Genomic DNA, 26,312 nt, shown 5'->3' with positions numbered 1-26,312 from the left:
GATTTTAGGTTTTATCTAATGTCGATATCGCCTTCGAAATTCGCATCATCGCTTGCTCAATAATGGATGTAGGACACCCAAAGTTTAGGCGAATAAACTGAGAGTTGCCAAAGTCTGATCCAGACGAAGTTGCGACTCCTGCCTCCAAAAAGAAGCGATATGGATCGTCTAAATTGAGCTCTGAAGCGTCTATCCACGCGAGATACGTCGCTTCGCTAGAGGCCATTTTTAGGGGTAAATCTTTTAATGAATTTTTTATGAATTCACGATTCTTCCTTAAATAGGCAAGCAATTCTTGACGCCATGCTTCGCCGTCTTTGTAAGCGGCTTCTGCGGCAACAAGACCGAGTAAGTTTGGATCTGGAACAACGCTCTGTCTGGCTTTGTTGAACTGTGTGCGCAACTGATTATTGGCTATAACTGCAAAGGCATAGCCTAACCCTGCGACGTTGTAGGTCTTGGAAGGCGACATTAAGGTAATTGTGCGTTGAGCGGCATCTTCATTCAGGCTTGCAATGGGGATGTGCTTTTGGTCGTCTAGGATCAAATCACAATGTATCTCATCGGATACAATAATGAGGTCGTATTTTTTGGCTAGGGCGTGAATTTCTTCAAGCTCTTCCCGGCGATATACGGTTCCACCTGGGTTATGTGGATTGCACAGCATGATCATCTTGGCATTTTTTGCAGCGCACGCCGTTTCGAATTTTTCTTTATCGATGACCCAACGATCCTTTTCGCTCATGTTGTCGATAGCCTTTTCGGTAATGCTTTCGACTGAGTTTTCGATCAGCAAGGGTACTGACTCCAAGTGACGGTTAGCCAGTTCAGGTGCTTTTGTTAAGTGGTAGTAAACAGGGCCCGGCACGATGATGCTGTCATCTTCTGAGGTAAGCGCCCGAGCGGCTAAATGAAGTGCGCAAACAAGGCCAGGTAGGTGGATAAGATGGTTGGCTTCTACTTGCCAGTCGTAAGCATTCTGGCAATGGTTTACTAGGATGCTTTTCAATGACTCAGGGATCATTGTGTACCCTAATACGCCTTCTTCGACACGCTTTTGAATGGCTGTTTTTATGCAGTTTGGTGAGTCGAAGTCCATGTCGGCTACCCACATAGGGATGACATCATCGGAATATCGATTCCATTTAGCACTGCTCATGTGTGTACGGTCAATTACCTTATCAAATACGGATTTGTCCATTTTGCTGCCTTTTGTGTTTTTGCTTTTATTTCGTATGTCTGTGTTACGTGTTCTCTACTTTGAAATATTGTGCGAATAAACTCAATAGTAATTGTTGGTTCAATAATGATTGAAAAAAGCAAAAATTTAGTACGTTTTTCGAGCGATAGAGCGTCGCTTTTGGTGCTAATTATAGAATTACGTCTGAGTTAGTATTGATTTAGACATTTGAATAACCGTTCTCGGGGTGAAATTAGAGGTACAAGTTGTCTTTGTGTTATCTCCATCTGAAAAATGGTGTGGGTATTCGCTTAGGTCGTAAGGTAATGACGCTTGGATGTGGGGTTAGACATGAGAGACCGACTAATTTGAGCTCTAAATATATTGTATAATCGCTTGACCCTTATAAAGGACTCATCCTAGTATTGCTTTCATTGAATGAGTATTTAATAAAGGGTCACTATGCCAAAAGTCGGAATGCCAGAGATACGAAAGCCTCAACTTGTACAGGCTGCTATTCAAGCTATTGATAAGTATGGTTTTTCTGGTGCTACGGTAGGGGTGATAAGTAAAAAGGCGGGTGTGTCACCCGCGATTATTAATCACTACTTTGGTGGTAAAAATGGGCTCTTTGAAGAAACAATGAAAACCTTGATTAGAGAATTTTTCGAAATTCTCAGTCAGGAAAGAGAGCTGGTAAAAAATTCGACAACGAAAGAAAAAGTGATGTCGGTTGTTCGTGCCAGTATCAACCAAGCACAAACGAAACCGGAAATTGTAAAAGTGTGGATGGGCTTTTGGGCATCATCAATGCATAGCCCATCGTTGTACCGTTTACAGAATGTGTATGCGCGTCGATTGCAAACCACACTTGTTATCGTGCTCAAAGAAGCGTTTGAGGGCGAAGAGGCTCGAAACATTGCCGCAACTGTGGCAGCAATGATTGATGGAATGTGGCTACGTGGATCTCTCGCAGGCGATTTAGATTGCGATAAGGCTGCGGGACACATTCGAGATTACCTAGATTTAGTTTTTGAGCGTTAGAGAGAGTCGATTGTTCAAAAACTAAATTTGAAGAGTACTTGTTCTACTAAAAGAAGAGGAAATATCATGTTTAAGAAAGTAACTAAGACAGCACTTGCTGTCGCGCTAGCAGGTTCTGCATCTTTGTCGATGGCTGATTGCTCCACGGTTCGTTTTTCTGACGTTGGCTGGACTGATATCACAGCTACGACCGCTGTAACGTCCGCTGTTCTAGAAGGGTTGGGCTACAAAACGAAAACTCAGTTACTTTCTGTGCCTGTTACATACAGTTCGTTAGCAAACAATGACATTGATGTCTTCCTTGGTAACTGGATGCCAACGATGACGGCAGATATCACGCCGTATTTAGAAGCAGGCACAGTAGAAGATCTAGGTCCAAACCTTAACGGTGCAAAATACACGTTGGCGGTGAACAAAGCGGCTTACGATGCAGGTGTAAAAGATTTCGCTGACCTTGCTGAGAATCGCCGTAAGTTCTCTGGTCGTATTTACGGTATTGAGCCAGGTAACGACGGTAACCGCTTGATTCAAGACATGATCGACACAAACGCATTTGATTTAGGTGACTTCCAGGTCGTTGAATCGAGTGAAGCGGGTATGTTGTCGCAAGTTAGCCGCAGCGTGCGTCGTAATAAGTGGATTGTGTTCTTAGGTTGGGCGCCACACCCAATGAATGCTAACTTCGAGATGGAATATCTATCTGGTGGTGATGATTACTTCGGACCGAACTTTGGTGGTTCTTCAGTGCATACCAACGTGCGTAAAGGCTATGTACAAGAGTGTTCAAATGTTGGTGCGCTACTAACGAACCTTAAGTTTACGCTAGACATGGAAAACGAAATCATGGGTTCCATTCTGGACAAAGGTGAAAGCCCAGAAGCAGCGGCAACGAGCTGGCTTAAAGCAAACCCTGCTGCTCTAGATTCTTGGTTAGAGGGCGTGAGCACGTTGTCTGGCGGTGAAGGTCTACCAGCTGTTAAGTCGCATTTGGGCCTTTAAGACTAAGTTTTTATTAGTCTACGGGCCTTAATGCTCAGCTTTTGCAGAGCGAAAGTTCTTGAGAGCTAAGTACAGAAGCCGTTGTTGATTATCTTGATCATACTGCTGCTTCGCAAAGTCACGCATTAAGTGGCTTTCTTGTGATTTTGAGCGTTTCAGTCAGTCATCGTTTATCGATGTTTTTTCCGTCGAAGCGCTCAAAGTCATCATTTATGTAATTTGTCGTTTATTCTGGTTTTTGGTGTTCGTAATTTTGATTCGGGCAGAAGGTATTAGAGTGACGTTGCAAATCTTTTCTAAACGAACAATCTGGAGACAATATGGATTGGCTAACGGACAATAAAATCCCTCTTGGCGATGTAATGGAAACCTTTGTTAATTGGTTGGTGGACGCAGCCGCAGTATTTTTTGATTTTATCGCGATCACCCTAGAAACCATCATAATGGCATTGGTGGATGTATTTGAGTGGATTCCTCCGCTAGCATTGATTGCTATGATTGCTGTCGGCGCTTGGTTTTTGCATAGAAGCGTTGGTCTGGTTGTCTTTATCGTTGCCGCCTTATTGTTAATTATTAATTTAGGTTATTGGCTTGAGACAATTCAAACTCTTGTGTTGGTTGTTTCGGCGACATTTGTGAGTGTGTTAATCGGTGTGCCTATTGGTATTGCCGCGGCACATAGGCCTTGGTTGTATACGATACTTAGGCCAGTATTAGATTTAATGCAAACGATTCCGACGTTTGTCTATTTGATCCCTACCTTAATTCTGTTTGGCTTGGGTTATGTCCCAGGTCTGATTTCAACGATTATATTTGCTATTGCCGCGCCTATTCGTTTGACTTATCTAGGTGTGAGTAAGGTGCCGAGTGAATTGCTTGAAGCCGGTTTGGCGTTTGGCTGTACAAAGTCTAAATTGCTATACCGTGTTGAGCTGCCTGCAGCCATGCCTAGTATCATGGCGGGAGTAACGCAATGTATCATGCTTTCCCTTTCAATGGTGGTTATCGCCGCGCTTGTCGGTGCTGATGGCCTGGGTAAGCCAGTGGTTCGCGCTTTGAATACCGTTAATATCTCTCAAGGGTTTGAAGCGGGTGTCGCGATTGTATTGGTGGCGATTATTCTTGATCGTATCTGTAAAACTCCATCATCCAAAAACGAGGGCTAAGTTATGTCGGCAGTGGTTCAAATAGAAAATATTGACATTGTGTTTGGTGACAATACGAAAAAAACGCTCGCGTTAATGGATAACGGTGGGACGCGCGATAAAATCTTAGCGGAAACTGGCGATGTCGTTGGGGTTCATGATGCAAACCTTCAAGTTAACGAAGGCGAAATCTGTGTGCTGATGGGGTTGTCTGGCTCAGGTAAATCGACGTTATTACGTGCCGTGAATGGCTTAAACCAAATTACGCGTGGAAAGTGCTTGGTTCGAGACGGCGAGCGCATGGTCGATATGGGTGATTGTGATGAGGCAACGCTTCGTCACATGCGTACACATCGTGTCTCCATGGTATTTCAAAGCTTTGCTCTAATGCCTTGGTTAACGGTATTGGAAAACGTAACGTTTGGCTTAGAAATGCAAGGCATGGGCAAGAAAGAACGTATCGAAAAAGCAACAGAGCAGCTAAAGATGGTTGGCCTTGATAGATGGGCTGATAAAAAACCAGATGAGCTGTCTGGCGGTATGCGACAGCGTGTCGGGTTAGCGCGAGCATTTTCGATGGATACCGACGTATTGCTCATGGACGAACCGTTTTCAGCACTTGATCCGTTGATTCGTTCTCAACTGCAAGATGAGTTGATTGAGTTGCAAAGACGTCTTAAGAAGACCATTATTTTTGTAAGTCATGATTTGGACGAAGCTCTTAAGATCGGTTCAAAAATCGTGATTATGGAATCCGCCAAGATCATTCAAGAAGATGTTCCTGAGCAAATCGTTTTAAACCCAGCAACAGAGTACGTTGAAAAATTTGTGGCGCACACTAATCCATTGAATGTATTGCGTGGTAACTCTTTGATGACACCGATTTCCGAATTGGAGTCTCGTGACGGTATGCTTATTGCCGAAGAGGGCGTGGCAATTAAGCTGAACGGTAATAAGCTTGAGCAGGCTTTTGTTAACGGCAGTGAAGTGTCTATTCTGAAGTGGGATACGGATTTGAGCATCGAGTCATTACCAAAAAATGTGGTTCTACAAGTGCCACTGGAGATCTCGATGCGTGAAGCGGTTGAGATTCGTTACCACTCGAATCACTTGATGGTGTTGGAAAAAGACGGGGAATGTTACGGTGTTTTAGGTGACCATCATTTGTACCATGCCTTGCTTGGAAAGCACTTTGGTAAGCAAGGTGAGGTCGCTGCCTAAATTAATTTTAGTTATACCTCTAACTTTTTTGTATCTCTTATCAACGGGGGAGTCAGTCATGGCTCCCCGTTTTTGTTTTTATGCATGGTTTGAGCTCTAAAGTTTAGGAATTTGTCGCTAAATTACGCTAACTTTAATGATTGCAACCTTATTTTCTATGAGTATATTAGCGCCTGAGACTTACCCTAAATAGGCCTTGTTATTGCGCTTGATAGTAGGGATATCGGTTGTTTTTGTGTTTCTATTCATTTTGCATTGATGGTTGGAGTAAGGCGTGTTTAAACAAACATTGTTGCCCATTTGGAGTCTGCTTTTCGGTATTGCGCTGATTACTGGTGCCAGTGCGTTACAGAGTTCTTTGATTGGGATACGTGCGTCGATTGAGAGCTTTGATACGACCGCGACGGGCTTAATCATGTCCTCTTACTACATCGGTTTTATTATCGGTTCTTTAGTTGTGCCTGATTGGGTGAAAAACGTTGGTCATATCCGAGTGTTTGCGGCGGTTGCTTCGTTGGCTTCCATTACTATCTTAATGCAGTCCGTTGTGGTTAATCCTTGGTTCTGGATGCTTATGAGAATGGGAACGGGGGTTTGCTACGCCGCGTTGTTTATTGTTACCGAAAGCTGGCTCAATGCAATTTCAACTAATACCACACGAGGTCGGCTGTTTTCTGTTTACATTATAGAAGTGTGGGCGAGTCAAACTCTAGGTCAGTTTCTTTTGAACGTTGGTTCGCCAAGTGGTTTCGAGTTGTTCATTCTTACGTCCGTGTTAATTTCATTTGCACTTGTGCCTTTATTATTAGTAAGAACGCCGTCACCGACCATCAGCGTACCTGAGAAGCTCAATATGATGGGATTGGTGAAAAGCGCACCATTAGGTGTGACTGGCGTCTTGATCGCAGGTGTTACCTCTGGCTCCTTACTCGGGCTAGGGGCGTTATATGCTAAATCGATTGGTCTGAATGTCGCAGAAATTTCTTTGTTTATCGGTGCTAGCTATCTGGGGGGAATGTTATTGCAATGGCCAATTGGAAAGCTATCTGACCGTCAAGATAGGCGCTTCACCCTGATGTGGGTGGCGCTTATAGCAACGGGGGTGTCATTGCTTGTGCCATTTGGTAATCAAAATAACGAGCTGACTATGTTACTTGCTGGCATGTTTTGCATAGGCGCGTTTAACTTTCCTTTGTATTCGTTGGCATCATCTCATATCAACGATCAACTGCGACCTGAACAAATTTTATCGGCCAGTAGTGGCATTATCTTGTTAAACGGTGCTGGTGGTGCGATGGGTCCTTTGATTGCGGCAGCGTTAATGGACATATTTGAAATAGATGCATTATTTTGGTTTTTAGCGGGTATGAACTTACTCGTCTGCATTGTGGCTGCTTATAGAATTAAAGTTCAGCCGCCGATGGTAATCGAAGATCAGAGCGACCAGATCCCGGTTGGTATTGCTGTGAGTTCCGTCGCAACAGCGGAAATGTTGGTTGAAGCGGATACAACCAATACGGTTCTAAATGAAGAAGTTAACGAAGTTGAAATAAAGCTCTAGTAAGCTTTACAGCAATTTATAGGGTGATACCTTTATTTTATATCTTTTCAATGCTCTTTTTTGGTGCGTTTTAAGGGGCTTTTACTTTTAAGCTGTAAAAGTAGCCTGCTTATAAAAGGCTGAGCCACGCGAGGTAAGTCGTGTGACTGTCGTTCCTATCCATTAGAGGCGAGGTCGCCATGTAGAGGGTCTCTAGATAGCCAATTGCTACGTCATAGGATAGGATGGCTATTCTTCCTCTACTGCGCTTATAGAGGGTATTGATGTTGCCAATTTTCTTTTTATATTTAGCTGGCACATCATTTGTATAATGGCACTAAGGTTTTAAAAAAATAAGGAATATCTATGATTCGCAAATGTTTGTTTCCTGTTGCCGGTTACGGTACGCGATTTTTACCAGCAACTAAGTCTATGCCTAAAGAGATGTTACCCATCGTAAATAAGCCTTTAGTGCAGTATGGAGTTGAAGAAGCAGCTGAAGCAGGTCTGGACAATGTTGTCTTTGTTACGGGGCGCGGAAAGCGCGCGATTGCCGACCATTTTGATATTAGCTACGAATTAGAGCATCAGATCTCTGGAACAAGTAAAGAGCAATATTTAGAAGGCATTCGCCATCTTATAAACAATGTGAACTTTTCGTTTACTCGACAAAATAACATGTTAGGTTTAGGGCACGCTATTTTGACGGGAGAGCCTCTTGTAGGTGATGAGGCCTTCGGTGTCGTTTTAGCCGATGATTTGTGTATGGGGCTTGAAGACGATGGCGTGATGGCGCAAATGGTAAAATTGCATAAGCAGTTTCGATGTTCCATTGTTGCAATCGAAGAAGTGCCAGAAGACGAAGTGCATAAATACGGTGTTATAGAAGGTGAGCTGATGACAGATGGGCTCTATCGTGTCACCGATATGGTTGAAAAGCCCGCTAAGGAAGAGGCGCCCTCTAATCTTGCAATCATTGGTCGCTATATTTTAACACCTGATATTTTTGATAAAATTCGCAATACACCTCCAGGTAAAAATGGCGAGGTGCAGATTACAGATGCTATTCTTCAGCAGGCGAAAGAAGGGTGCGTGCTGGCGTACAAATTTAAAGGTCGACGCTTTGATTGCGGTAGTGTTGATGGCTTCGTTGAGGCAACGAATTACTGCTATGAAAATATCTATAAGCAAGGTTAAGGCTGGCTAAAGATATGCCGTAAGCCGTTGCTTAACGGGTTTCAATTATATAAAAAAGCCCGATGCTTTGATAAAGCATCGGGCTTTTTTAATATGTCTCGAGTTTTATTATATCACGAGGAATATCTGCTCTGCGCACTTTACACTCTGTGTTGTGCGTTAGTTAAAGTGTTTATTCAACAAAGGTAAAAGACTTTTTATCATACGGGGGTTTGCACATAATACGTGGCCAGACTGAACGCTTGGTGCACCGTCAAAACCCGATGCGATGCATCCTGATTCTTTTGCGATAAATACACCTGCTTGCAATTCCCATTCTTGAAGCTCTAGACCCCAAGCCGCATCGACTCGGCCTGCTGCAACATTAGCAAAGGTTAGCGCAGGCGCGTCTTGCATAATGGCACGACCACCTTTTTCAGCAACTTCTTGTAACACTGCTAATTGGCTAGAAATATAAGGTTGAGTAGCAGAAGTACCTGGGAACTGAGTAGCGATAGTTGCTTGCTCAACTAAGCGTTCTTGGCTTGTTCTAATACGAGAGTTATTTAGGTAGGCACCTCTTCCTTTAGAGGCATAAAATTCGTCGCGAGTTTTTGGATTAACAATAACCGCGTGCTCGACTTTGCCCGCAACAACGTAGCTGATCGTGGTAGCGAATCCAGATAAGCCTCGTGTAAAAGCATGTTGGCCTTGAATTGCATCAACAATCCATTCGCCTTCTTCACCATTTTGTACCGTACCTTGCAAGCGAGTGGTGATCGTGTCTGCAGGGTAGGCTTTTTCTAGGATTTGAACGATTGTTCGTTCAGCATTCATGCAAATACTATTGTAGATCTCGGCAGCCTGTTGCCCTTGTTCTTTATCAAACAAGATCTTTTCTTGTGTGTGTTGAATAAAATCAGATGCGGCGCGCGCAGCTTTTAAAGCGACATTAATTTTAGGTTGCATTGAAATACCGTAATAATTGATTCAATAGATACATGCAGATATCGTCTTTTGAACGACATGTTGCGACAAAGTGTTAAAGAGCGTGTATTCGTCTAAAAGGCTAAGGTCTAATGAGTTAGGGTCTTACGTCTTTAGCGAATACGGTAGGGCATGAGTACTAACTACATGAGTTCTGACTATATAGTACGATACGTCTACTTTAATATTTTATTAAAAGGGAGATGAAACGTTTCTCAGCTGCCCGAAATTCGGATGTGGATTGTAGCCGAGATGAACATCTTATACCAGTGATAATTTGGCTAAAATTTGAGCTTATTCGCAGGCGTTCCTTCATTCTGCTAGTATGCGTTACATTATTAATGTAACTAAATTAAGAACTCACTTTCCATGACTGAAAATATTCGAATAGTGCTGGTTAATACGTCCCATCCCGGCAATATTGGTGGTGCCGCGAGAGCGATGAAAAACATGGGGCTGTCCAAACTTGTGTTGGTGTCCCCAAAAGTGTTTCCAAGCGAGGAGGCAGTCAGCCGAGCATCAGGGGCGTCAGATCTTCTTGATAGTGCTGTTGTTGTTGATACTTTAGAAGAGGCGATATCAGATTGTCAGCTTGTGATTGGGACCAGTGCTCGGGAGCGTCATATCCCTTGGCCTCTGTTAGATCCGAGAGAATCTGCTGAATTAACGTATAAGGAAGGTTTAGAAACTGCATTCGTATTTGGCCGTGAAGATAGAGGCCTTACTAATGAAGAGCTTCAACGTTGTCACTATCACGTCCACATTCCTTCTGTTGAGGCTTTTAGTTCGTTAAACCTAGCAACCGCTGTTCAAGTGATCGCCTATGAATTGCGTATGAAATTACTGTCATTGGGAGATAGCCCGATTGTTCAGTCTAAGTGGGATGTACCGGCTGCAACGAGCGAGCAAATGGACCATATGCTTGAGCACCTTGAAAATGTGTTGGGAGAGATTGAGTTTTTGGATCCGAAAGCACCGAGACAAGTGATGACAAGATTTAGAAGGCTTTATCAGAGAGCGCAGATGGACCAACAGGAAATGGGAATGTTGCGAGGTGTGTTGACGGCGATCGAGAAACAGTGTCGCTAATAGACTTAAGCTAGTTTAGCTCTCATATCTATAAAGATAAATGTCTAAAAAAAGCAAAAATAAAAGGCGAGCCAAAGCTCGCCTTTTATTTTAGGGTCTAGCCCTTCGCAGTATAGAGTGAGTTTGACTTAAACTTTTCGTTCAGGTCGACCATCTTCTTGCCAATGAGTATGAAACTTTTCACCTCGCTCACAATCTACGCGCTCGTATGAGTGTGCTCCGAAGTAGTCTCGTTGCGCTTGTAACAAGTTAGCGGGTAAGACTTCTGAGCGGTAACCATCAAAATAGGCTAACGCAGAAAAGAAAGACGGGGTGGGTATGCCAGATTGTGCCGCCAATATGACTGCTTTACGTAAACTTTTTTGTTTAGTCGCTAATGCGTTTGCAAAATAGTCGTTTAGCAAAAGGTTTTCTAAGTTGGCATTGTCGTCGAATGCTTTTGCAATCTTCTGTAGGAAAGAAGCTCTGATAATGCAGCCGCCGCGCCAAATTTTTGCAATGTCACTGAAGTTTAATGTCCAGTTGTATTCGGCTTGAGCGGCTTTCATAATCTGAAAGCCTTGTGCGTAGGCGCAAATTTTCGCGCAGTACAGAGCTTCTTCGATTGCATTTTCTACTTCTGTTGCGTCAAGCTCGCCAAATTCCGTATCGCCAATTAGGGTTTGAGCGGCCATTTCACGTTCTTGTGTGAGTGTGCTCAGAGCGCGAGCATAAACCGACTCGCTTACTATGCCTGCCGGAACGCCTAATTGTGTCGCGCTGATAGATGTCCATCGACCAGTGCCTTTTTGACCGGCACTGTCGAGAATCATATCAACTAATGGTGCACCGGTTTTTTCATCATATTGCTGAAGAATATCGGCGGTGATTTCAACTAAATAGCTGTTTAAAACGCCTTTATTCCAACGCTCAAATAGCTTCCCAATCTCTTCAGGTTCATAGCCCAGTAACGAGCGAATTAGATGGTAGGCTTCGCAGATTAACTGCATATCGGCATACTCGATGCCATTGTGAACCATTTTCACATAATGGCCTGCACCATTTGGTCCAAGATAAGCGGTGCATGGCTCGCCCTCTGTGACCGGTTTGCCAGGAGTGCGTGACTCGATTGGTTTACCGTTTGAGTCCACTTTCGCTGAAACGGCTTCCCACATGGGTTGCAAGTATTTCCATGAGTCAGCGTCGCCGCCAGGCATCAAAGAAGGTCCAAAGCGAGCACCGACTTCTCCTCCTGATACTGCCGTGCCAAAGAATTTGAGCTTATCTTTGTACTCTGCTTCTCGGCGTATCGTGTCTGTCCATTGGCTGTTACCACAGTCAACGACAATATCGTCTGGCTCCAAGCCGGCTTCGATAAGGTTGTTGCATACTGCATCAACAGGGTTTCCTGCTGGTACAAGCACTACGATGACTCTGGGTTTTACTAGTTTGCTCAGCATGTCTGACATGCTGTCACAACCGTAAATTCGTGGTGTCGTCTCATCTTTCGGGCGCTCACGTTCTTCTGTTTCAAGAACATCTGTTACTTTTTGAGCATCCAGATCAAAACCTGCAACTTTATAACCATGGTCTGCCAAGTTTAGCGCTAGATTTTTGCCCATAACGCCTAATCCGACAAAACCAATATTGCAGCTCTGATTCGTATTTTGCATAGCTTTCGATCAACCTTAATGTGTTGGAGGGGTTCGAGAAGAGATCATACCATGATCGGTTAAAAAAAAATGCTGCAAAATAGATTCCAAATTAGCAAAAAGTAATAAAATTACATTGATAATGATTTCTATTTGCGTGCTTTTAAGATCTTTTTTTAGAAATAAAATTACATATTTGAAAAAAATAAACGGCTAAAAGGGCGTGTTTGGTGGAAAAATGAACGTGAATGACTCCGTTTTCGTGCCTTCAGTTTCTTGTTTTCTCAATGCTATGAAATATATAGAAATTATATTGTTTTTCATTTTCAAAAAAGAAATAAAATAACATGTGGTTATAACAATATTTTTTTTTAGAAGCTTTTGTTACTATTTAAATAACTTTTTACGAACTACGACAATAACGATAATTATAAATTCGAACCCCTTAGTCCAGAGGATAAGCAGAACATGAATCAAAGATCAGATGATGCCATCATTCTTAGAAACCAAACGACCCCTCAGCTAGTTGAGTACGCACTTGCGAATGGCGAAGGCCAGCTTGCTGATAATGGGGCTCTCGTTGTTGAAACCGGTGCTCGTACAGGGCGTTCTCCTATGGATCGATTTATTGTTGAAGAGTCTTCAACAAAGGATGCGATACATTGGGGGCCAGTAAACAGAGCGTTTCCTGAAGAAAAATTTGCGCCTCTTTGGGATCGAGTGACTGACTACTTAGACTCTAAGACATCGTTTGTTTCTGATATTCACGTTGGTGCAGGGGATGTTCATTACATTCCTGTGATCATGCGTACTGAAACCGCTTGGCATCATTTGTTCGGTCGCAATCTATTCATTCGACCAGAGACTTATAACCCAACGAGTAAAGGGGAATGGCAAATACTTAATGCCCCAAGCTTTGAATGTGATCCAGAGCGAGATGGTACGAACTCTGATGGTTGTGTCATTTTGAACTTCGCCGAGCGTAAAGTTCTTATTGCTGGTATGCGTTACGCTGGTGAAATGAAAAAGGCTATGTTCTCTGTGCAAAACTTCTTGTTACCTGAAAAAGAAGTGTTGCCGATGCACTGTGCTGCAAACGTTGGTAGTGAAGGTGATGTTACTTTGTTCTTCGGCCTTTCTGGAACAGGTAAAACAACCCTTTCTGCAGATCCTGAGCGTTTCCTTATTGGTGATGACGAGCATGGTTGGGGTAAAGACACTGTCTTCAATATAGAAGGTGGCTGTTACGCGAAGACAATCGATTTGTCGCAGAAAAACGAGCCTGTTATTTGGAATGCAATTAAGTTCGGTACCATTGTTGAAAACGTTGTGTTGGACTCAGAAACGCGTGTTGCTGATTACACAGATACGTCATTGACTCAAAATGGCCGTGCTGGTTACCCACGTGAGCATATTGAAAAGCGTGCTGAAGACAACCGTGCCGGTGAGCCGAATGCTATTATCTTCCTAACTTGTGACTTAACAGGCGTGCTACCTCCAGTATCTATTTTAAGTAAGGAAGCGGCTGCGTATCACTTCTTGAGTGGTTATACTGCATTGGTTGGTTCTACAGAGATGGGTGCGGGCTCTGGTATTAAATCAACCTTCTCAACGTGTTTCGGTGCGCCTTTCTTCCCACGTTCTGCTGATGTATATGCTGATTTGTTGATCAAGCGTATTGAAGAGTTCGGAAGTAAAGTCTACCTTGTGAATACTGGTTGGACAGGTGGAGCGCACGGTAAAGGTGGTAAGCGTTTTAGTATCCCAACAACGCGTGCTGTGATCGCTGCGATTCAATCAGGTGCATTGGCTGACGCTGAAACTGAATTCCTTGATAAATTGAACCTATCTGTTCCTGTTAGTGTGGAAGGTGTGGACTCTGTACTTCTTAACCCTCGTAATACATGGGAAAGTACAGCAGATTACGATGCTCAGGCAGAGAGCTTAATTGGTCAGTTTGTTTCAAACTTTAAGAAATTTGAAACAGTGTCTGAAGAGATCGTGAAAGCGGGTCCATCTCTTTAGGCTGAAAGGCCGTTTTAGCAACTCTGATATTAAGACGAGTTTGCTAGTCTTTTTAAAAACCGCGCATATTGGTTATGCGCGGTTTTTTCATTTTTGGACTATTCGCTTAAGATAGCTACAAGATCTCGATGGATTCGGGTAATCTATTGAATATGATAGATAGTCATTGTCATTTAGACTTTCAGGTTTTTGATCGTGATCGAGAAAGCATTGTTCAAACATGCTTATCATTGGGCGTCGATGGGCTGTTGGTTCCTTCGACAACGGTTACAAGCTTTAATAAGGTGCTGGAGTTAGCTAAACGCTATCCGGTGATACGTCCTGCACTCGGGTTGCACCCCTACTTTTTGAACGGTAAGGTTCAGAGCGATCTTGAGGAGCTTAGTGTTTACCTTGAAAAAAATGATGTGGTAGCTGTCGGAGAGATAGGCTTAGATAATTGGCCTGGCTGTTGTGATCTCGATGTTCAAATAGAGGTCTTTGAAAGCCAATTAAAGATCGCAAAAGCAATGAGTTTGCCTGTTATCTTGCATGCTCGTAAAAGCGAAGACTTGCTCTTGAAATCTATCAATAGGTTAAAATTTGATTGCGGAGGCATAGTACACGCATTCAACGGAAGTTTAGATCAAGCTAAGCGCCTCCATGCGCTTGGTTTTGTATTTGGGGTGGGCGGTACGATTACTTACGAGCGTGCAAAAAAAGCTCGAAGAGTGCTGGCGTCGCTTCCTGATAGTGCAATTGTTTTAGAGACGGATTCTCCCGATATGCCGTTGCACGGTTATCAAGGTGAGCCAAATATGCCTTATCGAGTATTGGATGTGGCTCGATGTGTGTCAGAGATTCGAGGCCAGTCGGTCGATATGGTCTCAGCAATGACAACCAATAATTTAAAAAGAACGTTGCCTAACTGGTAGAACATAATACGATTTGAGTGGTTTGGAAAGTATGGCAGTTAATAAGCCGATTAGAGTTTTGTTGCTGGGTTCTGATACAGAGCTTGGCGAAGCGATTCGTGATTATAAGCAAGTAGAAAATGAATTTCAGTGGTTTGAGTGCGCGACAAAGGATGTGGTCACTTCTCTTGAGCACGATACGCTAGAGTACGATATCGATTTTATTATCGACACTTACAGTTTACGTCATGCGCCAGAAAATACGTATGAGGAATTTAAGAAGCTAGCTCAGCAGAAATTATTGACGTTGAATGTGCCTGTATTTATGGTGAGCAGCGTGCGTGTGTTTTCTGGTGATCGGAATGCAGCGTATATGGAAACGGATATTCCAGATGCAGGTTCTCGTTATGAAAGCGCTTTGATTTCAATGGAGCAGATGTTGCTCGGCGCAGAGCGAAACATTGTGTTAAGAACGGGTTGGCTGTTTAGTGGCATGCACGATGACTTTGTTTCTAGTACGATAGGTCTAATTCAAAGTGGCGTAAACCTTGCTTATCAAGACAATGTTATAGGTAGCCCAACACCCGTTACGGACGTCGCTAGGGTAACTCACTCTATGATTAAACAGAGTTATAACGGCGCCGAAAATTGGGGTGTTTATCATTATTGTTGTGCAGAAGAAGTGAGTTGGCTGGGATTGGTTGAGGCTATTTTGGCCACTGCGAGTCAATTTGACCCACGAGCACAGAGTGAAATGGACAGCATTAATGATTCTTTGGCAAAAGAGGAGGGTGTAACTGATATACAGCGCCAATCCCTTTCGTGCCGGAAAATATTTAATCATTACGGTATAAAACAAAGATCTTGGCGACCGACGTTACGGAAGCTAATCAAAGACCTATATAAAAGGTAAGTAGTTTTAGTTTGGCATAAAAAGGGACGGAAGCGTCGACATGCAAAAAATTAATCATAAAGCGGTATTTTTAATTTTTATTTTGGAGATGGTGTTTGGGTTTCTTTGGTACTCAGCGGCACCTGCTTCTCTACTCGGTGAAGCCCACTCGTCGCTGGCTGTTTCTGAAATGGAATACGAACTGCTATTGGGTTTTTCCCTAGCTTGCCTCTTGCTGACCTATTTTTCTGCTTGGCTCTTGAGTCGTTTTTCTATTTCGATATGGTTGGATAAATTTTTAGCCATTATTGGAATCTGGCTGTTTTGTGTCCTTCCAAATTTTGTATTTGTATGCATCTATTTCGATGTGGAAAAAGTCAATATAGTGTATTTATTGGCATTTGGTTGTTTTTGTTCGCTACTAAATGCGTTGATCTTACCACTATGGCGCTCTTCGAGATCAATCTTTAAGGGTTAGGTTAGTCGATAGATGGGATGACTGGTAGGCAGGGTGAATAGCAGCAGGAAACAGCTAACTCGCCGAATATCTAACAATAGAAATAAAAAAGCAGCTATAAAGCTGCTTTTTTATCGTCTTTTAAAGGCGCATTAATATAATGAGCTTTCTGGCCATACTTGCCATAGACAAATGCCAGCGACGGTTCCCGCAATTAGGGTATTTGGTACAGCGCCAATAATCAGTGATTTAATGCTGTTGTCTTGTTCAAACACTCGGCTGCTAATAGCGCTCACGATGGGGGTTAATCCTAGTGCAATAACAACCCAAACAGGCAGGTCTGCCAGTACATGCGATTGCGCAAGTAAACCACCTAGTATGAAAACGGAGACGGCGACACCAGATTGGCTATTTGTTTTTGTGAAAAAGCAAATAGCCAGATAGCCAAAGCTTGCAGCTGCCACTGCCCCAAGCAGTTGTCCAATCAATAAGCTTCCGCCAATTGACATGACTGGGGATGCGGTTGCAGCGGCGATGACGATGGACAGCATTGGTAAGTGGTTTGCGTCATCGGATTTGCCTCTTGTAATAAGAGCAAATACGATGATTGTTGCAAATCCAGACAATACGGCCCAGCTTAGGCTTGCTGTTCCCCCTTGGTGTTTTAAAACCGGGCTAAGCAAAAGATAATAGCTGACCGCTAGCAGCGCAAATACTGCAATAAGCTTTAGCTTTTCTACTTCTAGTTTCTTTGTTGCTACTATGGCGATAAGGCCTAAGATAGTTGATACAACAAGGAAATCCATTGCTCTTGTTGGGGGGAAGTGTAGCCCTGTATGGATAACGATTAATCCCGTTAAGAAGCCAGCAACAAAACCCAACGGAGTTGCACTTGGCTTCCACTTTGCTGTTAGCCAAGTTACCAACAGGGCCGCTAAAATAGGGTACACTGCTGTGTGTAGCAGCATGATCAGGTTTGCATTACCGGCTTCTTCGTACATATTGCTACCTTACTTACGGATGCCTTCGATGAATACTTCTAGCTCAGTTTCATCAGTAACACCTGGGATGAAGTAGGTTACACCGAAATCACTGCGCTTGATGGTTGCTTTTGCTTCGAAGCCAGCGCGGTAACCACCCCATGGGTCTTTTCCTTCGCCGATTTTTTCTACGTCGAATTCAACTGTTTTTGTTACACCGTGAATGGTTAGTTCACCTTCAAGCTCATTACCGTTGAAGCTTGTGCTTTTGAAGGTGATTGTTGGGAATTGCTTAACATCTAGGAAGTCTGGGCTACGTAGGTGTTTGTCACGTGCTTCGTGGTTAGTATCAACGCTTGCTGATTGGATAGTTAGCTCAGCGGAACCAGATTTTTCGCCTTCGTAAGTAAACTCACCAGTGATGTCGTTGAAACGACCAACTGTTTTACTTACACCAAGGTGACCGATTTCGAACGTTACAAACGAGTGGCCTGGATCAATAGTGTAATCTGCTGCATTAGCTGCGCCAGCGGCTAGCACTAGAGAAGCGATTGCTAGATGTTTCATAGGGTGTCTCCGTTTATGTATTTAAGTTGTGCTTATAGTATAGATTTAATATGATTGATTCATAATCCTTAAAATTACAATTCAATATTTCATTATATGAAATAAAAAACATGAAACTTTTCACAAAAAGTGAGAATGATAATGGATAAATTTCAGGCGATGAGGGTGTTTTGCCGAGTATACGAAGCGGAGAGCTTTAAAAGTGCCAGTGAGACGTTGGATATATCAAGGCCGATGGTGACTCGATATATAAACACGCTGGAAGAAGTGCTGGGCGTGAAGTTGCTACAGCGTAATACGCGTAATATCAGTATTACACATGCGGGCAATTTATACTATAAGCATTGCGTTGCTATTTTAGAGGCGCTTGAAGAGGCTGAGAATGAGCTAAACGACCTGTCTAATTCTCCTAGAGGGCGTTTGAAGGTAAGCGTGCCAATGGATTTTGGCTTGTCTCATATGGTTCCAATCTTTAATGAGTTCCGGAAGCTCTATCCAGATATTCGGATCGATGTTGATTTTAATGACCGTCGTGTAGATTTGACAGAGTCGGGTGTTGATATTGCAGTAAGGGGAGGTGACTTAGGTGGCGACTTATTTGTAGCTCGCCCGCTTACCGAGTTTAAAGGTCACGTATGTGCTTCGCCAGAGTACTTAAAAACGTATGGTGAGCCTAACGTTCCGCAAGATCTTATAGAGCATAATTGTTTGCTCTATAGCTTAGCGCCGTCTCCTAATAAGTGGACCTTTATAGATAGCAAGAATGATGAATTTGATGTTCTTGTTTCAGGAACGTTTGCGGCAAATAATGGTGGAGCTTTGACTAGAATGGCGCTAGAAGGGGCTGGAATTATTTACCAGCCAGATTTCTTGGTCGATAAATACATTCAATCAGGACAATTGGTGCCGATCTTGACAAATTTCAGAGGTTATATTGGTAAGTTTCACGCGGTTTACACGCAAAGACGACTTCTGCCTAAGCCAACTCGGCTACTATTGGAGTTTATGATTGAAAAGTTGAGAGCAGCGTAGCTCTCAACTTGCTTTCAAGTAACTTGCGTTAGTTAAATTACGTTAAATCACCGTACTCACTTTCGATATTTAAGTCGACTTCCATGTTGTAGCCAGGCAAACGGATGCAAGAGTCACTTATTTCAAGTTGATCTCCTCCAAGTACATCGTGGCCGAATCGGTAAATAGGTTTGGTTTCGCCTCTAATTGCAGATTGATTGTATTCTTCAGCTGCTTGTTTGGTCTTTTCTACTTTCTCGATGTATTCGTCGAATTGTTGTTGGCTGTATCGCTTTTTCAGCATTTCGAGCGCTTTATGTGGAGAAATAAGCACTGCTGTAGAGTTATTCCCACCGAAGCCTTTTGAATTCAGTAGCGCTGCTTCGAAGTATTCTGCACCGTAACGTTGATGTTCTAACTGAAAATGCAGGCCTTCAGTATAAACATCGTCTGCAATGGCATCGGACGTCGTGATCCCAGGTAAGATGCCATCTTTCCAGACCCCTAGGGAAAGGTGTAATTGGTCTCCACCTGCGGTCCCTTGGGAATGCCCTAGAAACGCTTTCATAGCCGTTACTGGGATATTGGTTGCACCAAAGCTGGTTGCAGCTTCACTAAGCACGTGACTTTCTGTTACGCGGTTTTGCGGTGTGCTGGTACCGTGGGCTTGAATAAAGGTTTTACTTTTTAAAGATGCTTCACCAAGTAAGGATCTTAAGTACGCCATTGCTTTATTCATTGTTAGGTAGTTGCCAATACCCGGGGCAGAAATTGACTTCTTGTGGCCGTCTGCATGTGAAAACACAGCAGGGAGTGCTCCATGGATGTCTGCGCCGAGTTCAATTGCCAGCTCGTCATCCATAATAAGAGTCCACTGACTTGACTCGCCAATTGTAAATCCGCAGTTCTGTGCAAAGGGGCGGCAAGTTTGAGTGTGATCAGGTTCTTTTTGATTGGTTAGTTTGTCTAGTGCTAACAGTGCGGTGTCTTCAGCGAGCGCTCCCATAGTGCGGAAGCCTTCAATGATCTCAGGAGTGATTGGCGCATCGCTGCCACCCACCATAGCGACGCGGAATTTACCGGATTTTATTCCATCAATTGCTTTTTCCAGATTGAAGAAATACGTTGCACATGCACCAATAGAAGTACCTACTGTGCCTGTTGACCCCATAATATAAGCGTTTACAAAGTCGGCTGGCATCTGCGCATAGCCTAGTGGTAAATGCTTAGATGTGGTTCGCTTGCCCATTAAAGCAGACTTGAGCATGCCACCAAAGCCAAGGTCGTCCATTTGGCCAATTGAGTTTGCTGCAAACACGGCGACCTGATCGGGGCGCACGTTGTCACGAATCGTTTCCCAATCAATACCTGAGCTACGGATTGCATCTGATGCGCCGTATACGGTCATTTGAAGGCCGCGTGGATGGTTGCGACTTTGGTAAAGTTTCGATGGGTCAAAGCCCGTTGGGAGTTGACCTGCCGCTTTAACAGATAACTCTTTGGTGTCTTTAAAGAGGGCGTCTAGTCCGCCGTCAACAGTGACTTGAACTAAGTTGGTATCAATTTCCTGAATTTGCCAATTTGCTGGTGTATTGTTTGGTAATGACTTTGCTTTAATGGAGAAACTAAGCTTTTCATCTGTATTGGCAGCGGAAAGCGATGTCGCTTTGTGAATGCTGACATTGTCTACATCAAATAAATCTGGGTGGATTCGTCTAATGAGCGTCTTTGCAAGCAGCTCTTCTCCGATCGATTCGATTAGCGTTTCTGCATTGAGTTGCTCACCTTCGCGAGTGAGCCAAGTACCATTTTTGTATTCTGCCATATTGGTGAGAGTGGCGAGGTCTAATAGTACGTCCTGCTGGGTGTCGCTCGGTAATAGATCAAAAACAATGCGACGATAAGCTTGATGAAATGATGTTCGTCCAGCTGAATTGATTCCGCCAAAGCCAACGATAACAGGTAAACGGGTCAATGGAACCTTCCTCGTTTTGTCAAAATAAATAAATTCGCGTCATTGTAAATGATGAGGTCGCATTACTACCAGCCCGATCATAAGGAAAACTAGAGCAAGTTGCTCAAACTTACGGATTTATTGAGGTGATATTGTAAAATCGTATGTCGATTTATTGTGATATAACTATTGGTAATATCTCAGTTGTTCAAGGCCGTACTGACGTATCCATCGATTTCTCGATTGAAACGCCATAATCGATTGTATTGAATTAAGCCTTCTATTTCGTCTACATAGGCTTGCCCTCTCTGAGAGTAGCGTATTAGACCAGCCGCCAACGCTTTGCCTGATATGTTTAGGCTTCTAGACCTAAGGTCTGCACGAATCGCTCTTAATTCTTTGTAGGCTGCATTAGAGTTTAGGTTATCGATGTAGGCAAATACGGATTGTCGTGCGTCAATGAATTTTCTGACTTCATGTGCAGCGTCATCTGCTCGCGAGTTAGGAACTAATCCACATCCTTTTCGGAAACACCATTGTCCAAAATAGTTATTTCCCATTAATGCGAACCTTGATGTCCCCCACGCTGATTCGTTGGCAGCTTGAGCTAAAACAAGAGACGCTGGAATAATGTCTAGTTTGATTAACAGCGTTTCAATATGGTGTTTTTCTAGTTTGTCTGTTGGTGTCAGTCTATGCAGTTTTCTCTGCTTATTGATCCAAGCAGAGTCATCAGAGGATAGTGTGTTGATATTGTCAAGGTAGGCTTTTAGTCGGCTTCTATCTTCCAGTAAGAGGTTGTTCTTTTCCCTGACAAAAGGTGTTAGGTAGTCGAAAAAGGTTTCTTTACGGGTTTTGACATCAGAGATAGCGGCAAAATCAGGTTTGTTTGGATCTATTGGGTGAGTTTCGAAGTAGTTTTTTTCGTCTTCACTGCTACCGGGAAGAGGTGAATCGTCTTGTTTGGCCGTTTCTTTGGGAGATGGCGCACTTTCCTCGTCTCCAGTGCTTTTGGCTTCCGTCGCTGAACCCTTGCTCTCAGACTCGTTTTTAGAAACTAAAGCATCGGTCGTTTTTGATTCTTTTTGAGTGGACTTTTTTTCGGGAGTGCTTTTTGAGCTTGCAACATCGCTAACTCCAGTATCGCTTTTCGAAAAGCCACTAGTCTTAGGTTCTTGCGTTTCAGACGGATCTATTTTTAACCAAAGCACAAAGATAAGTGCAAAGGAAATAATCCAAAGAATTTTTCTTTCCATAAGGACTGCAGAGTATACCGTATGTTAAAAGTAATGATCAGAAAGTACGCAAATTGTACAAGACGATTTTCTATTATCTCAAAAAAAACGGCCGTTTTATAGTTTTCTAGTACATCACTTTGTAACTGTATGAAATGTATTCAAATGCGTGGGTGCTTATTTGCTGATTTTAAAGGTAATTTTCTGAAGTGCTCTTCCTGTTTGGTCAGAAAGAGCTTCGGTTTTCAGTAGAAGATTAATTGAGACCTTTGCACGACGACTACGCTCTCCAATACAATGTTAAAAAGAGACTCAAAATGCTCATTTATAATGCATAAACTCCGCTTTTTCGTCTATTTTTGCCTCGTCTTGGCTTTGCTCGTGACTTCGTGCAAATGTCTCTAATTATTATAAATAAACGTCTTTGAATATTTCAGTCGGGCCAAGCGGAACCACACGGCTAGGGTTGATCATATCGTGGCTGTAATAGTAGTGGCGTTTAATGTGGGTGAGGTTGACGGTTTCTTTAATCCCTTTGGTCTCATAAAGTCGCTGTAGATAGGCGCTTATATTTGGGTAATCGATTATTCTTTTCAAGTTGCACTTGAAGTGCCCGTGATACACCGCGTCAAATCGTATCAATGTTGTAAAAAGCCGCCAGTCGGCTTCTGTTATTTGATTGTTGATCAAAAAGTCTTGATGAGTCAGTATGACTTCGATGTCGTCTAATGTTTTAAATAATGGTAAGACCGCTTCTTCATAGGCTTCTTGGGTAGTCGCGAAGCCGGATTTATACACTCCGTTGTTAACGGTATGATAGATTTTTTCGTTTATTTCATCGATGTCGTTCCGTCGCTCTTGTGGGTAGAAATCTAGCGTATTCCCCGTAATATGATTGAAGGCATCGTTGAACATGCGGATGATTTCAGAAGACTCGTTTGAGACAATGGTTTGCTGCTTTTTATCCCATAGTATTGGAACCGTCACTCTGCCGCTGTAGTTGGCGTCTGCTCGTGTGTAAATATCGTGAGCAAATTCGGATTGGTAGAGTGGATCGCCTGCTGTAACGTCTTTGTCTAAGAAGTCTTGCTCTTCTTTGAACTCCCAGCCGTTTGATAGCATATCTGGGTGGACACAAGAGACACTGATGATGTCTTCGAGAGACTTTAGCTTACGAAAAATGAGCGTTCGATGAGCCCACGGACAAGCAAGGGATACATATAAATGATATCGCCCTTTTTCGGCCGGGAAGTTGCTTTGGGCGTTTTGTTCGTTCTGCGTTTCTGATGTGATCCAATTGCGAAATTGAGCTTCGCTTCTTACAAACTTTCCTTTGTTTGCTTTAGTGTCATACCACTGATCATGCCATTTACCATCGATGAGTAACCCCATACTTACCTCTAAACTAAATTGAATTACGATAATGTTAATGAAAATTAAATGTTTTCGGGGCAATATATTGGCTGTATATCATCGAAGTTCTCGATCTATTGAATAAATATGTTGGAAAAGCATGCCCGACGCGATTAAAGCTTTAGTTCTTCCTTTCTTATTTTTACTTATCGGTATTTTAGCGAGCACTCAGGCGAGCAACATTCCCACGGTATGGCTACAAACTTTTCCTGTCGTGGTTGCTGCCGTTTTTATTGTTCTTTTGGGGCTGTCTTGGCGTTTCAATAAGGGGCGTCTAATCCTTGTTGTATTTGCTTTGAGTTATCCTGCTCTAATGCTCGAAGTTTTTCCTAACCTTGAAGCATCGAGCTTTGTTACGGTCGCACTATTAGTACTTTTTATTACAAGCTTGGTTAAGGAAAAAGGTTTTGCAAACCGATTCTCTTTTAATCGGTTGTTGTTTATTGGCATGCTCGTGCTTTGGAATGTGGCCGAAGTGAAAGGTTGGATTTCATTTGAAAAGTTGGATCAGTTTGTTCTTCCAATGCTTGATAAGACACTAAAATCCACTGTCCTTGTTGTGATCGAAGTGGCGGCGATTGGGGTCATATTGATTCGAGCGTTATCCTTTAATGATCGGTTTTTGGCAAGCGTTTTAGCCAGCTCTGTTGCACTGGTTGTCATGCATTATCTGCCGCTAACGATGAATCAAATGTTGCTTATTCTTGTTACACAAGGTGGGCTGTGGGCTTGGTTTTTACTTTCTGAAAGTCATCGTATGGCTTATAGGGATGAGCTTACTGGGCTTGCTTCTCGCAGAGCATTGAATGAAGACTTTATGGCGTTACCGAAGCACTACGCGATCGCCATGGTCGATGTTGATCATTTTAAGAAATTTAATGATACCTATGGTCATGATATGGGCGATGAAGTTCTCAGACGAGTTGCAAAGATATTGGCTGAAGGTTGTTACTATGGGTCTGTCTATCGTTATGGCGGTGAAGAGTTCTCCATATTATATCGGGGTAAAAAAGTCGCTGAAGCCCAAGACGAGTTGGAATCCATTCGTAGTTGGATAGAAGAAGAAAAGATAGAAGTGATTCATCGTGATAGTAAAAAGTATGTTTCCGTCACCGCAAGTTTTGGCCTCGCGGTAGGAAGTGATCAAAATGAAGGCTTTGAGACGCTAAAAAAAGCAGACGAATCGCTTTATCAGGCTAAACGAAAAGGTAGAAACCGGTTGATCATACATGGGGTTCGCGGTAAAAGTGCGACTAAATAGAAAATATTGAACGATCGGTCAAAATTTTTATTGCGCTTAAGGTCGTAACGTTATAGTCTGGATATTGCCAATGTGGTACGGCGGTTCAAAAATAGCGATTGCCTACGTTTTTTTACCGCTGTGAGGGGAATGGGGAGCTAAATAGCTCCCCTTTTTTATTTTTGGCGTTAAAATACCTACCTTACTAATTGGAAAATAATCTTGAATGAATCACGTCGGATTCTCTTTCCATTGCAGGACGCTTCTTCCCCATTAATAAAATAACGTAGTGAGAGGCTATTTTGTCAGAAGAAAAACGCGCTAAAGATCAGCTCAAAGCCCATATCAGAGCTCAAAATGAACAGCTTATTTTGGAGGCGGCCGAAAGGGTATTTGCACGCCAGGGGCTTACTAAAACTACAACTCAGATGATTGCAGATGAAGCAGGACTTCCAAAAGCAAACATTCATTACTACTTTCGTTCAAAAAAAGACTTGTTGGAAGCCGTTCTAGGACGCATTTTAACACTTTGGCTTAACTCGGTTAGTCAATTTAAATACGAAGACGGGCCAAAAGTGTGCCTGACTCGTTATATCAGTGAGAAAATAGAACAGTCTCAAAACCATGTTAATGCTTCGAAGGTATTTGCGATGGCGTTAATCGGTGAAGAGCCTTACGTTCTAGAGTATTTACGTGAATATTTCGTCGGCGAATTGCAAAAAGAACGACTCACGATTGAGCGCTGGGTTGACGATGGACTGATGAAGTCGGTTCCTGTTGAACATTTGTTTATTAGTCTTTGGGCGATGACTCAGACTTACGCTGATTTTGATGCTCAAGTGAAAATTTTATTGCGAGCGCCTCAGCTTGACGATGAAACCTATGATGATGCAAAAAGCTTTATAACGCGCATGGTGTTGGCTGTTTGTGGTATTGAAGAATAACGTTTAAAAGAGCCAAGTATGAGTATCGAAAGTGCCATTACGTTTAGCATTGCTGTTTTTATATTTAGCATAACACCCGGTCCAGGTGTCTTTGCTATTATTGCTCGAAGTATGGCATTTGGTGCTCGAAGTGCGATACCGCTTTCCGCAGGTATGGCATTGGGAGACATTGCTTATTTGATTATGGCCTGTTTTGGTTTGGCGACGATTGCGACACGGTGGGAAGAAGTGTTTTTAGCGATTCGATTTATTGGAGCGGCTTACCTTATTTACCTAGGTTGGAAGATGTGGACTTCTTCGTCTCAGAGTATCGACAATGAACAGAAAGCATCTACATCGCGAGAGCCTATGTTTAAAGGGATGCTTCAAGGCTTTGCTATTTCTTCGTCGAACCCGAAGGTTGTTCTCTTTTATATTGCATTTTTGCCCACGTTTTTGGACGTAACGGCATTGAGTGCACAGGATGTCGCGATTACGTCTGTATTGGCCTATATTGCTTTGATGCTGGGCTTATCATTAATCGCATACAGTGCTTCTCAGGCTCGTCGTTTGATGAAAACTCAAAGGGCTCAGCAGCGACTTAACCGTGGAGCTGGGTCAATCATGATTGGGGCGGGCGCCTTTTTAGCGTTAAAAAACTAGCCGCTTCAATTTAGGCTTAAGGCATTCTTAAACTGAATGGAAAAATA

The 26,312-nt window shown here is 43.0% G+C and carries 23 protein-coding genes; 15 read left to right on the top strand and 8 right to left on the bottom strand.

Annotation, left to right across the window (positions count from 1 at the left end):
* Positions 1-4: 4 nt before the first annotated feature.
* Entirely contained in the window at positions 5-1,201 is a 1,197-nt protein-coding gene (locus tag MARME_RS16675) for a MalY/PatB family protein (RefSeq protein WP_013662432.1), read from the bottom strand.
* Positions 1,202-1,642: 441 nt separating this feature from the next.
* Between MARME_RS16675 and betI the strand changes: the two genes are divergently transcribed.
* The 6 genes from betI to galU all read left to right on the top strand — a co-directional run bounded on the left by betI (position 1,643) and on the right by galU (position 8,326).
* Positions 1,643-2,224 (top strand): transcriptional regulator BetI, encoded by a 582-nt coding sequence (betI, locus tag MARME_RS16670; protein ID WP_013662431.1) that lies wholly within the window; start codon positions 1,643-1,645, stop codon positions 2,222-2,224.
* A gap of 66 nt (positions 2,225-2,290) precedes the next feature.
* Positions 2,291-3,223, top strand: coding sequence for a choline ABC transporter substrate-binding protein (locus MARME_RS16665; RefSeq protein WP_013662430.1), 933 nt, complete (start codon positions 2,291-2,293; stop codon positions 3,221-3,223).
* A gap of 320 nt (positions 3,224-3,543) precedes the next feature.
* Entirely contained in the window at positions 3,544-4,389 is an 846-nt protein-coding gene (gene choW / locus MARME_RS16660; protein WP_013662429.1) for a choline ABC transporter permease subunit, read from the top strand.
* Between the two features lie 3 nt (positions 4,390-4,392).
* Complete coding sequence (gene choV, locus MARME_RS16655; protein ID WP_013662428.1) at positions 4,393-5,589, top strand: choline ABC transporter ATP-binding protein; 1,197 nt, start codon at positions 4,393-4,395, stop codon at positions 5,587-5,589.
* Positions 5,590-5,863: 274 nt separating this feature from the next.
* Entirely contained in the window at positions 5,864-7,150 is a 1,287-nt protein-coding gene (locus MARME_RS16650; RefSeq protein WP_013662427.1) for an MFS transporter, read from the top strand.
* A gap of 345 nt (positions 7,151-7,495) precedes the next feature.
* Positions 7,496-8,326 (top strand): UTP--glucose-1-phosphate uridylyltransferase GalU, encoded by an 831-nt coding sequence (gene galU / locus MARME_RS16645; protein ID WP_013662426.1) that lies wholly within the window; start codon positions 7,496-7,498, stop codon positions 8,324-8,326.
* 159 nt (positions 8,327-8,485) lie between these two features.
* On the opposite strand, the gene MARME_RS16640 is transcribed toward galU, so the two are convergent.
* The gene (locus MARME_RS16640) at positions 8,486-9,274 is read right to left on the bottom strand and encodes an inositol monophosphatase family protein (RefSeq protein WP_013662425.1); all 789 of its coding nucleotides are present in this window, start codon (positions 9,272-9,274) and stop codon (positions 8,486-8,488) included.
* Between the two features lie 387 nt (positions 9,275-9,661).
* Between MARME_RS16640 and MARME_RS16635 the strand changes: the two genes are divergently transcribed.
* A complete protein-coding gene (locus MARME_RS16635) occupies positions 9,662-10,381 on the top strand; it encodes an RNA methyltransferase (RefSeq protein ID WP_013662424.1) in 720 nt (239 codons plus the stop codon).
* 128 nt (positions 10,382-10,509) lie between these two features.
* Here the strand turns inward: MARME_RS16635 and gndA are convergent, their stop codons facing one another.
* Positions 10,510-12,033, bottom strand: coding sequence for an NADP-dependent phosphogluconate dehydrogenase (gene gndA, locus MARME_RS16630; protein WP_013662423.1), 1,524 nt, complete (start codon positions 12,031-12,033; stop codon positions 10,510-10,512).
* 447 nt (positions 12,034-12,480) lie between these two features.
* On the opposite strand from gndA, the gene MARME_RS16625 reads away from it, so the two are divergent.
* The 4 genes from MARME_RS16625 to MARME_RS16610 all read left to right on the top strand — a co-directional run bounded on the left by MARME_RS16625 (position 12,481) and on the right by MARME_RS16610 (position 16,300).
* Complete coding sequence (locus tag MARME_RS16625) at positions 12,481-14,037, top strand: phosphoenolpyruvate carboxykinase (RefSeq protein ID WP_013662422.1); 1,557 nt, start codon at positions 12,481-12,483, stop codon at positions 14,035-14,037.
* Positions 14,038-14,189: 152 nt separating this feature from the next.
* Positions 14,190-14,951, top strand: a complete 762-nt coding sequence (locus MARME_RS16620; protein ID WP_148231045.1) for a TatD family hydrolase — start codon at positions 14,190-14,192, stop codon at positions 14,949-14,951.
* A 31-nt stretch (positions 14,952-14,982) separates the two neighbouring features.
* Positions 14,983-15,843, top strand: a complete 861-nt coding sequence (locus tag MARME_RS16615) for a sugar nucleotide-binding protein (RefSeq protein WP_013662420.1) — start codon at positions 14,983-14,985, stop codon at positions 15,841-15,843.
* A gap of 40 nt (positions 15,844-15,883) precedes the next feature.
* Positions 15,884-16,300 carry a DUF1761 domain-containing protein gene (locus tag MARME_RS16610; protein ID WP_013662419.1) on the top strand — a complete coding sequence of 139 codons (417 nt, stop codon included), beginning with the start codon at positions 15,884-15,886 and terminating at the stop codon, positions 16,298-16,300.
* 131 nt (positions 16,301-16,431) lie between these two features.
* Here MARME_RS16610 and MARME_RS16605 read toward each other — a convergent pair whose 3' ends face one another.
* Positions 16,432-17,280 (bottom strand): hypothetical protein, encoded by an 849-nt coding sequence (locus MARME_RS16605; protein ID WP_013662418.1) that lies wholly within the window; start codon positions 17,278-17,280, stop codon positions 16,432-16,434.
* A 9-nt stretch (positions 17,281-17,289) separates the two neighbouring features.
* Positions 17,290-17,826, bottom strand: a complete 537-nt coding sequence (locus tag MARME_RS16600; RefSeq protein WP_013662417.1) for a YceI family protein — start codon at positions 17,824-17,826, stop codon at positions 17,290-17,292.
* 141 nt (positions 17,827-17,967) lie between these two features.
* Between MARME_RS16600 and MARME_RS16595 the strand changes: the two genes are divergently transcribed.
* Positions 17,968-18,858, top strand: a complete 891-nt coding sequence (locus MARME_RS16595; RefSeq protein ID WP_013662416.1) for a LysR family transcriptional regulator — start codon at positions 17,968-17,970, stop codon at positions 18,856-18,858.
* 37 nt (positions 18,859-18,895) lie between these two features.
* Here MARME_RS16595 and MARME_RS16590 read toward each other — a convergent pair whose 3' ends face one another.
* The 3 genes from MARME_RS16590 to MARME_RS16580 form a co-directional block, all read right to left on the bottom strand.
* Positions 18,896-20,812, bottom strand: a complete 1,917-nt coding sequence (locus tag MARME_RS16590) for a beta-ketoacyl synthase (protein ID WP_013662415.1) — start codon at positions 20,810-20,812, stop codon at positions 18,896-18,898.
* A gap of 179 nt (positions 20,813-20,991) precedes the next feature.
* Positions 20,992-22,047, bottom strand: coding sequence for a glucosaminidase domain-containing protein (locus tag MARME_RS16585; protein ID WP_013662414.1), 1,056 nt, complete (start codon positions 22,045-22,047; stop codon positions 20,992-20,994).
* 387 nt (positions 22,048-22,434) lie between these two features.
* Positions 22,435-23,418, bottom strand: coding sequence for a glutathione S-transferase family protein (locus MARME_RS16580; protein ID WP_013662413.1), 984 nt, complete (start codon positions 23,416-23,418; stop codon positions 22,435-22,437).
* A 121-nt stretch (positions 23,419-23,539) separates the two neighbouring features.
* Here MARME_RS16580 and MARME_RS16575 point away from each other — a divergent pair, with 121 nt between their 5' ends.
* The 3 genes from MARME_RS16575 to MARME_RS16565 all read left to right on the top strand — a co-directional run bounded on the left by MARME_RS16575 (position 23,540) and on the right by MARME_RS16565 (position 26,265).
* Positions 23,540-24,700, top strand: coding sequence for a GGDEF domain-containing protein (locus MARME_RS16575; RefSeq protein WP_013662412.1), 1,161 nt, complete (start codon positions 23,540-23,542; stop codon positions 24,698-24,700).
* Between the two features lie 281 nt (positions 24,701-24,981).
* On the top strand, positions 24,982-25,623 hold the full coding sequence (locus MARME_RS16570; protein ID WP_013662411.1) for a TetR/AcrR family transcriptional regulator: 642 nt from the start codon (positions 24,982-24,984) through the stop codon (positions 25,621-25,623).
* Positions 25,624-25,641: 18 nt separating this feature from the next.
* The gene (locus MARME_RS16565) at positions 25,642-26,265 is read left to right on the top strand and encodes a LysE family translocator (protein WP_013662410.1); all 624 of its coding nucleotides are present in this window, start codon (positions 25,642-25,644) and stop codon (positions 26,263-26,265) included.
* Positions 26,266-26,312: the final 47 nt, after the last annotated feature.

Source organism: Marinomonas mediterranea MMB-1, assembly GCF_000192865.1.
Taxonomy (GTDB): Bacteria; Pseudomonadota; Gammaproteobacteria; order Pseudomonadales; family Marinomonadaceae; genus Marinomonas; species Marinomonas mediterranea.
Note: the sequence above shows the minus strand (reverse complement) of the source record. Positions and strands in the feature narration are given on the sequence as shown.

Bases quoted from the DNA above. Each gene is read 5' to 3' on its own strand.
- choV (WP_013662428.1), top strand. From the start codon at position 4,393: ATGTCGGCAGTGGTTCAAATAGAAAATATTGACATTGTGTTTGGTGAC.
- MARME_RS16625 (WP_013662422.1), top strand. From the start codon at position 12,481: ATGAATCAAAGATCAGATGATGCCATCATTCTTAGAAACCAAACGACC.
- MARME_RS16575 (WP_013662412.1), top strand. From the start codon at position 23,540: ATGCCCGACGCGATTAAAGCTTTAGTTCTTCCTTTCTTATTTTTACTT.
- choW (WP_013662429.1), top strand. From the start codon at position 3,544: ATGGATTGGCTAACGGACAATAAAATCCCTCTTGGCGATGTAATGGAA.
- MARME_RS16675 (WP_013662432.1), bottom strand. From the start codon at position 1,201: ATGGACAAATCCGTATTTGATAAGGTAATTGACCGTACACACATGAGC.
- MARME_RS16640 (WP_013662425.1), bottom strand. From the start codon at position 9,274: ATGCAACCTAAAATTAATGTCGCTTTAAAAGCTGCGCGCGCCGCATCT.
- MARME_RS16580 (WP_013662413.1), bottom strand. From the start codon at position 23,418: ATGGGGTTACTCATCGATGGTAAATGGCATGATCAGTGGTATGACACT.
- MARME_RS16565 (WP_013662410.1), top strand. From the start codon at position 25,642: ATGAGTATCGAAAGTGCCATTACGTTTAGCATTGCTGTTTTTATATTT.
- galU (WP_013662426.1), top strand. From the start codon at position 7,496: ATGATTCGCAAATGTTTGTTTCCTGTTGCCGGTTACGGTACGCGATTT.
- MARME_RS16595 (WP_013662416.1), top strand. From the start codon at position 17,968: ATGGATAAATTTCAGGCGATGAGGGTGTTTTGCCGAGTATACGAAGCG.
- MARME_RS16600 (WP_013662417.1), bottom strand. From the start codon at position 17,826: ATGAAACATCTAGCAATCGCTTCTCTAGTGCTAGCCGCTGGCGCAGCT.
- MARME_RS16585 (WP_013662414.1), bottom strand. From the start codon at position 22,047: ATGGAAAGAAAAATTCTTTGGATTATTTCCTTTGCACTTATCTTTGTG.
- MARME_RS16665 (WP_013662430.1), top strand. From the start codon at position 2,291: ATGTTTAAGAAAGTAACTAAGACAGCACTTGCTGTCGCGCTAGCAGGT.
- MARME_RS16635 (WP_013662424.1), top strand. From the start codon at position 9,662: ATGACTGAAAATATTCGAATAGTGCTGGTTAATACGTCCCATCCCGGC.
- betI (WP_013662431.1), top strand. From the start codon at position 1,643: ATGCCAAAAGTCGGAATGCCAGAGATACGAAAGCCTCAACTTGTACAG.
- MARME_RS16620 (WP_148231045.1), top strand. From the start codon at position 14,190: ATGATAGATAGTCATTGTCATTTAGACTTTCAGGTTTTTGATCGTGAT.
- gndA (WP_013662423.1), bottom strand. From the start codon at position 12,033: ATGCAAAATACGAATCAGAGCTGCAATATTGGTTTTGTCGGATTAGGC.
- MARME_RS16610 (WP_013662419.1), top strand. From the start codon at position 15,884: ATGCAAAAAATTAATCATAAAGCGGTATTTTTAATTTTTATTTTGGAG.
- MARME_RS16615 (WP_013662420.1), top strand. From the start codon at position 14,983: ATGGCAGTTAATAAGCCGATTAGAGTTTTGTTGCTGGGTTCTGATACA.
- MARME_RS16605 (WP_013662418.1), bottom strand. From the start codon at position 17,280: ATGTACGAAGAAGCCGGTAATGCAAACCTGATCATGCTGCTACACACA.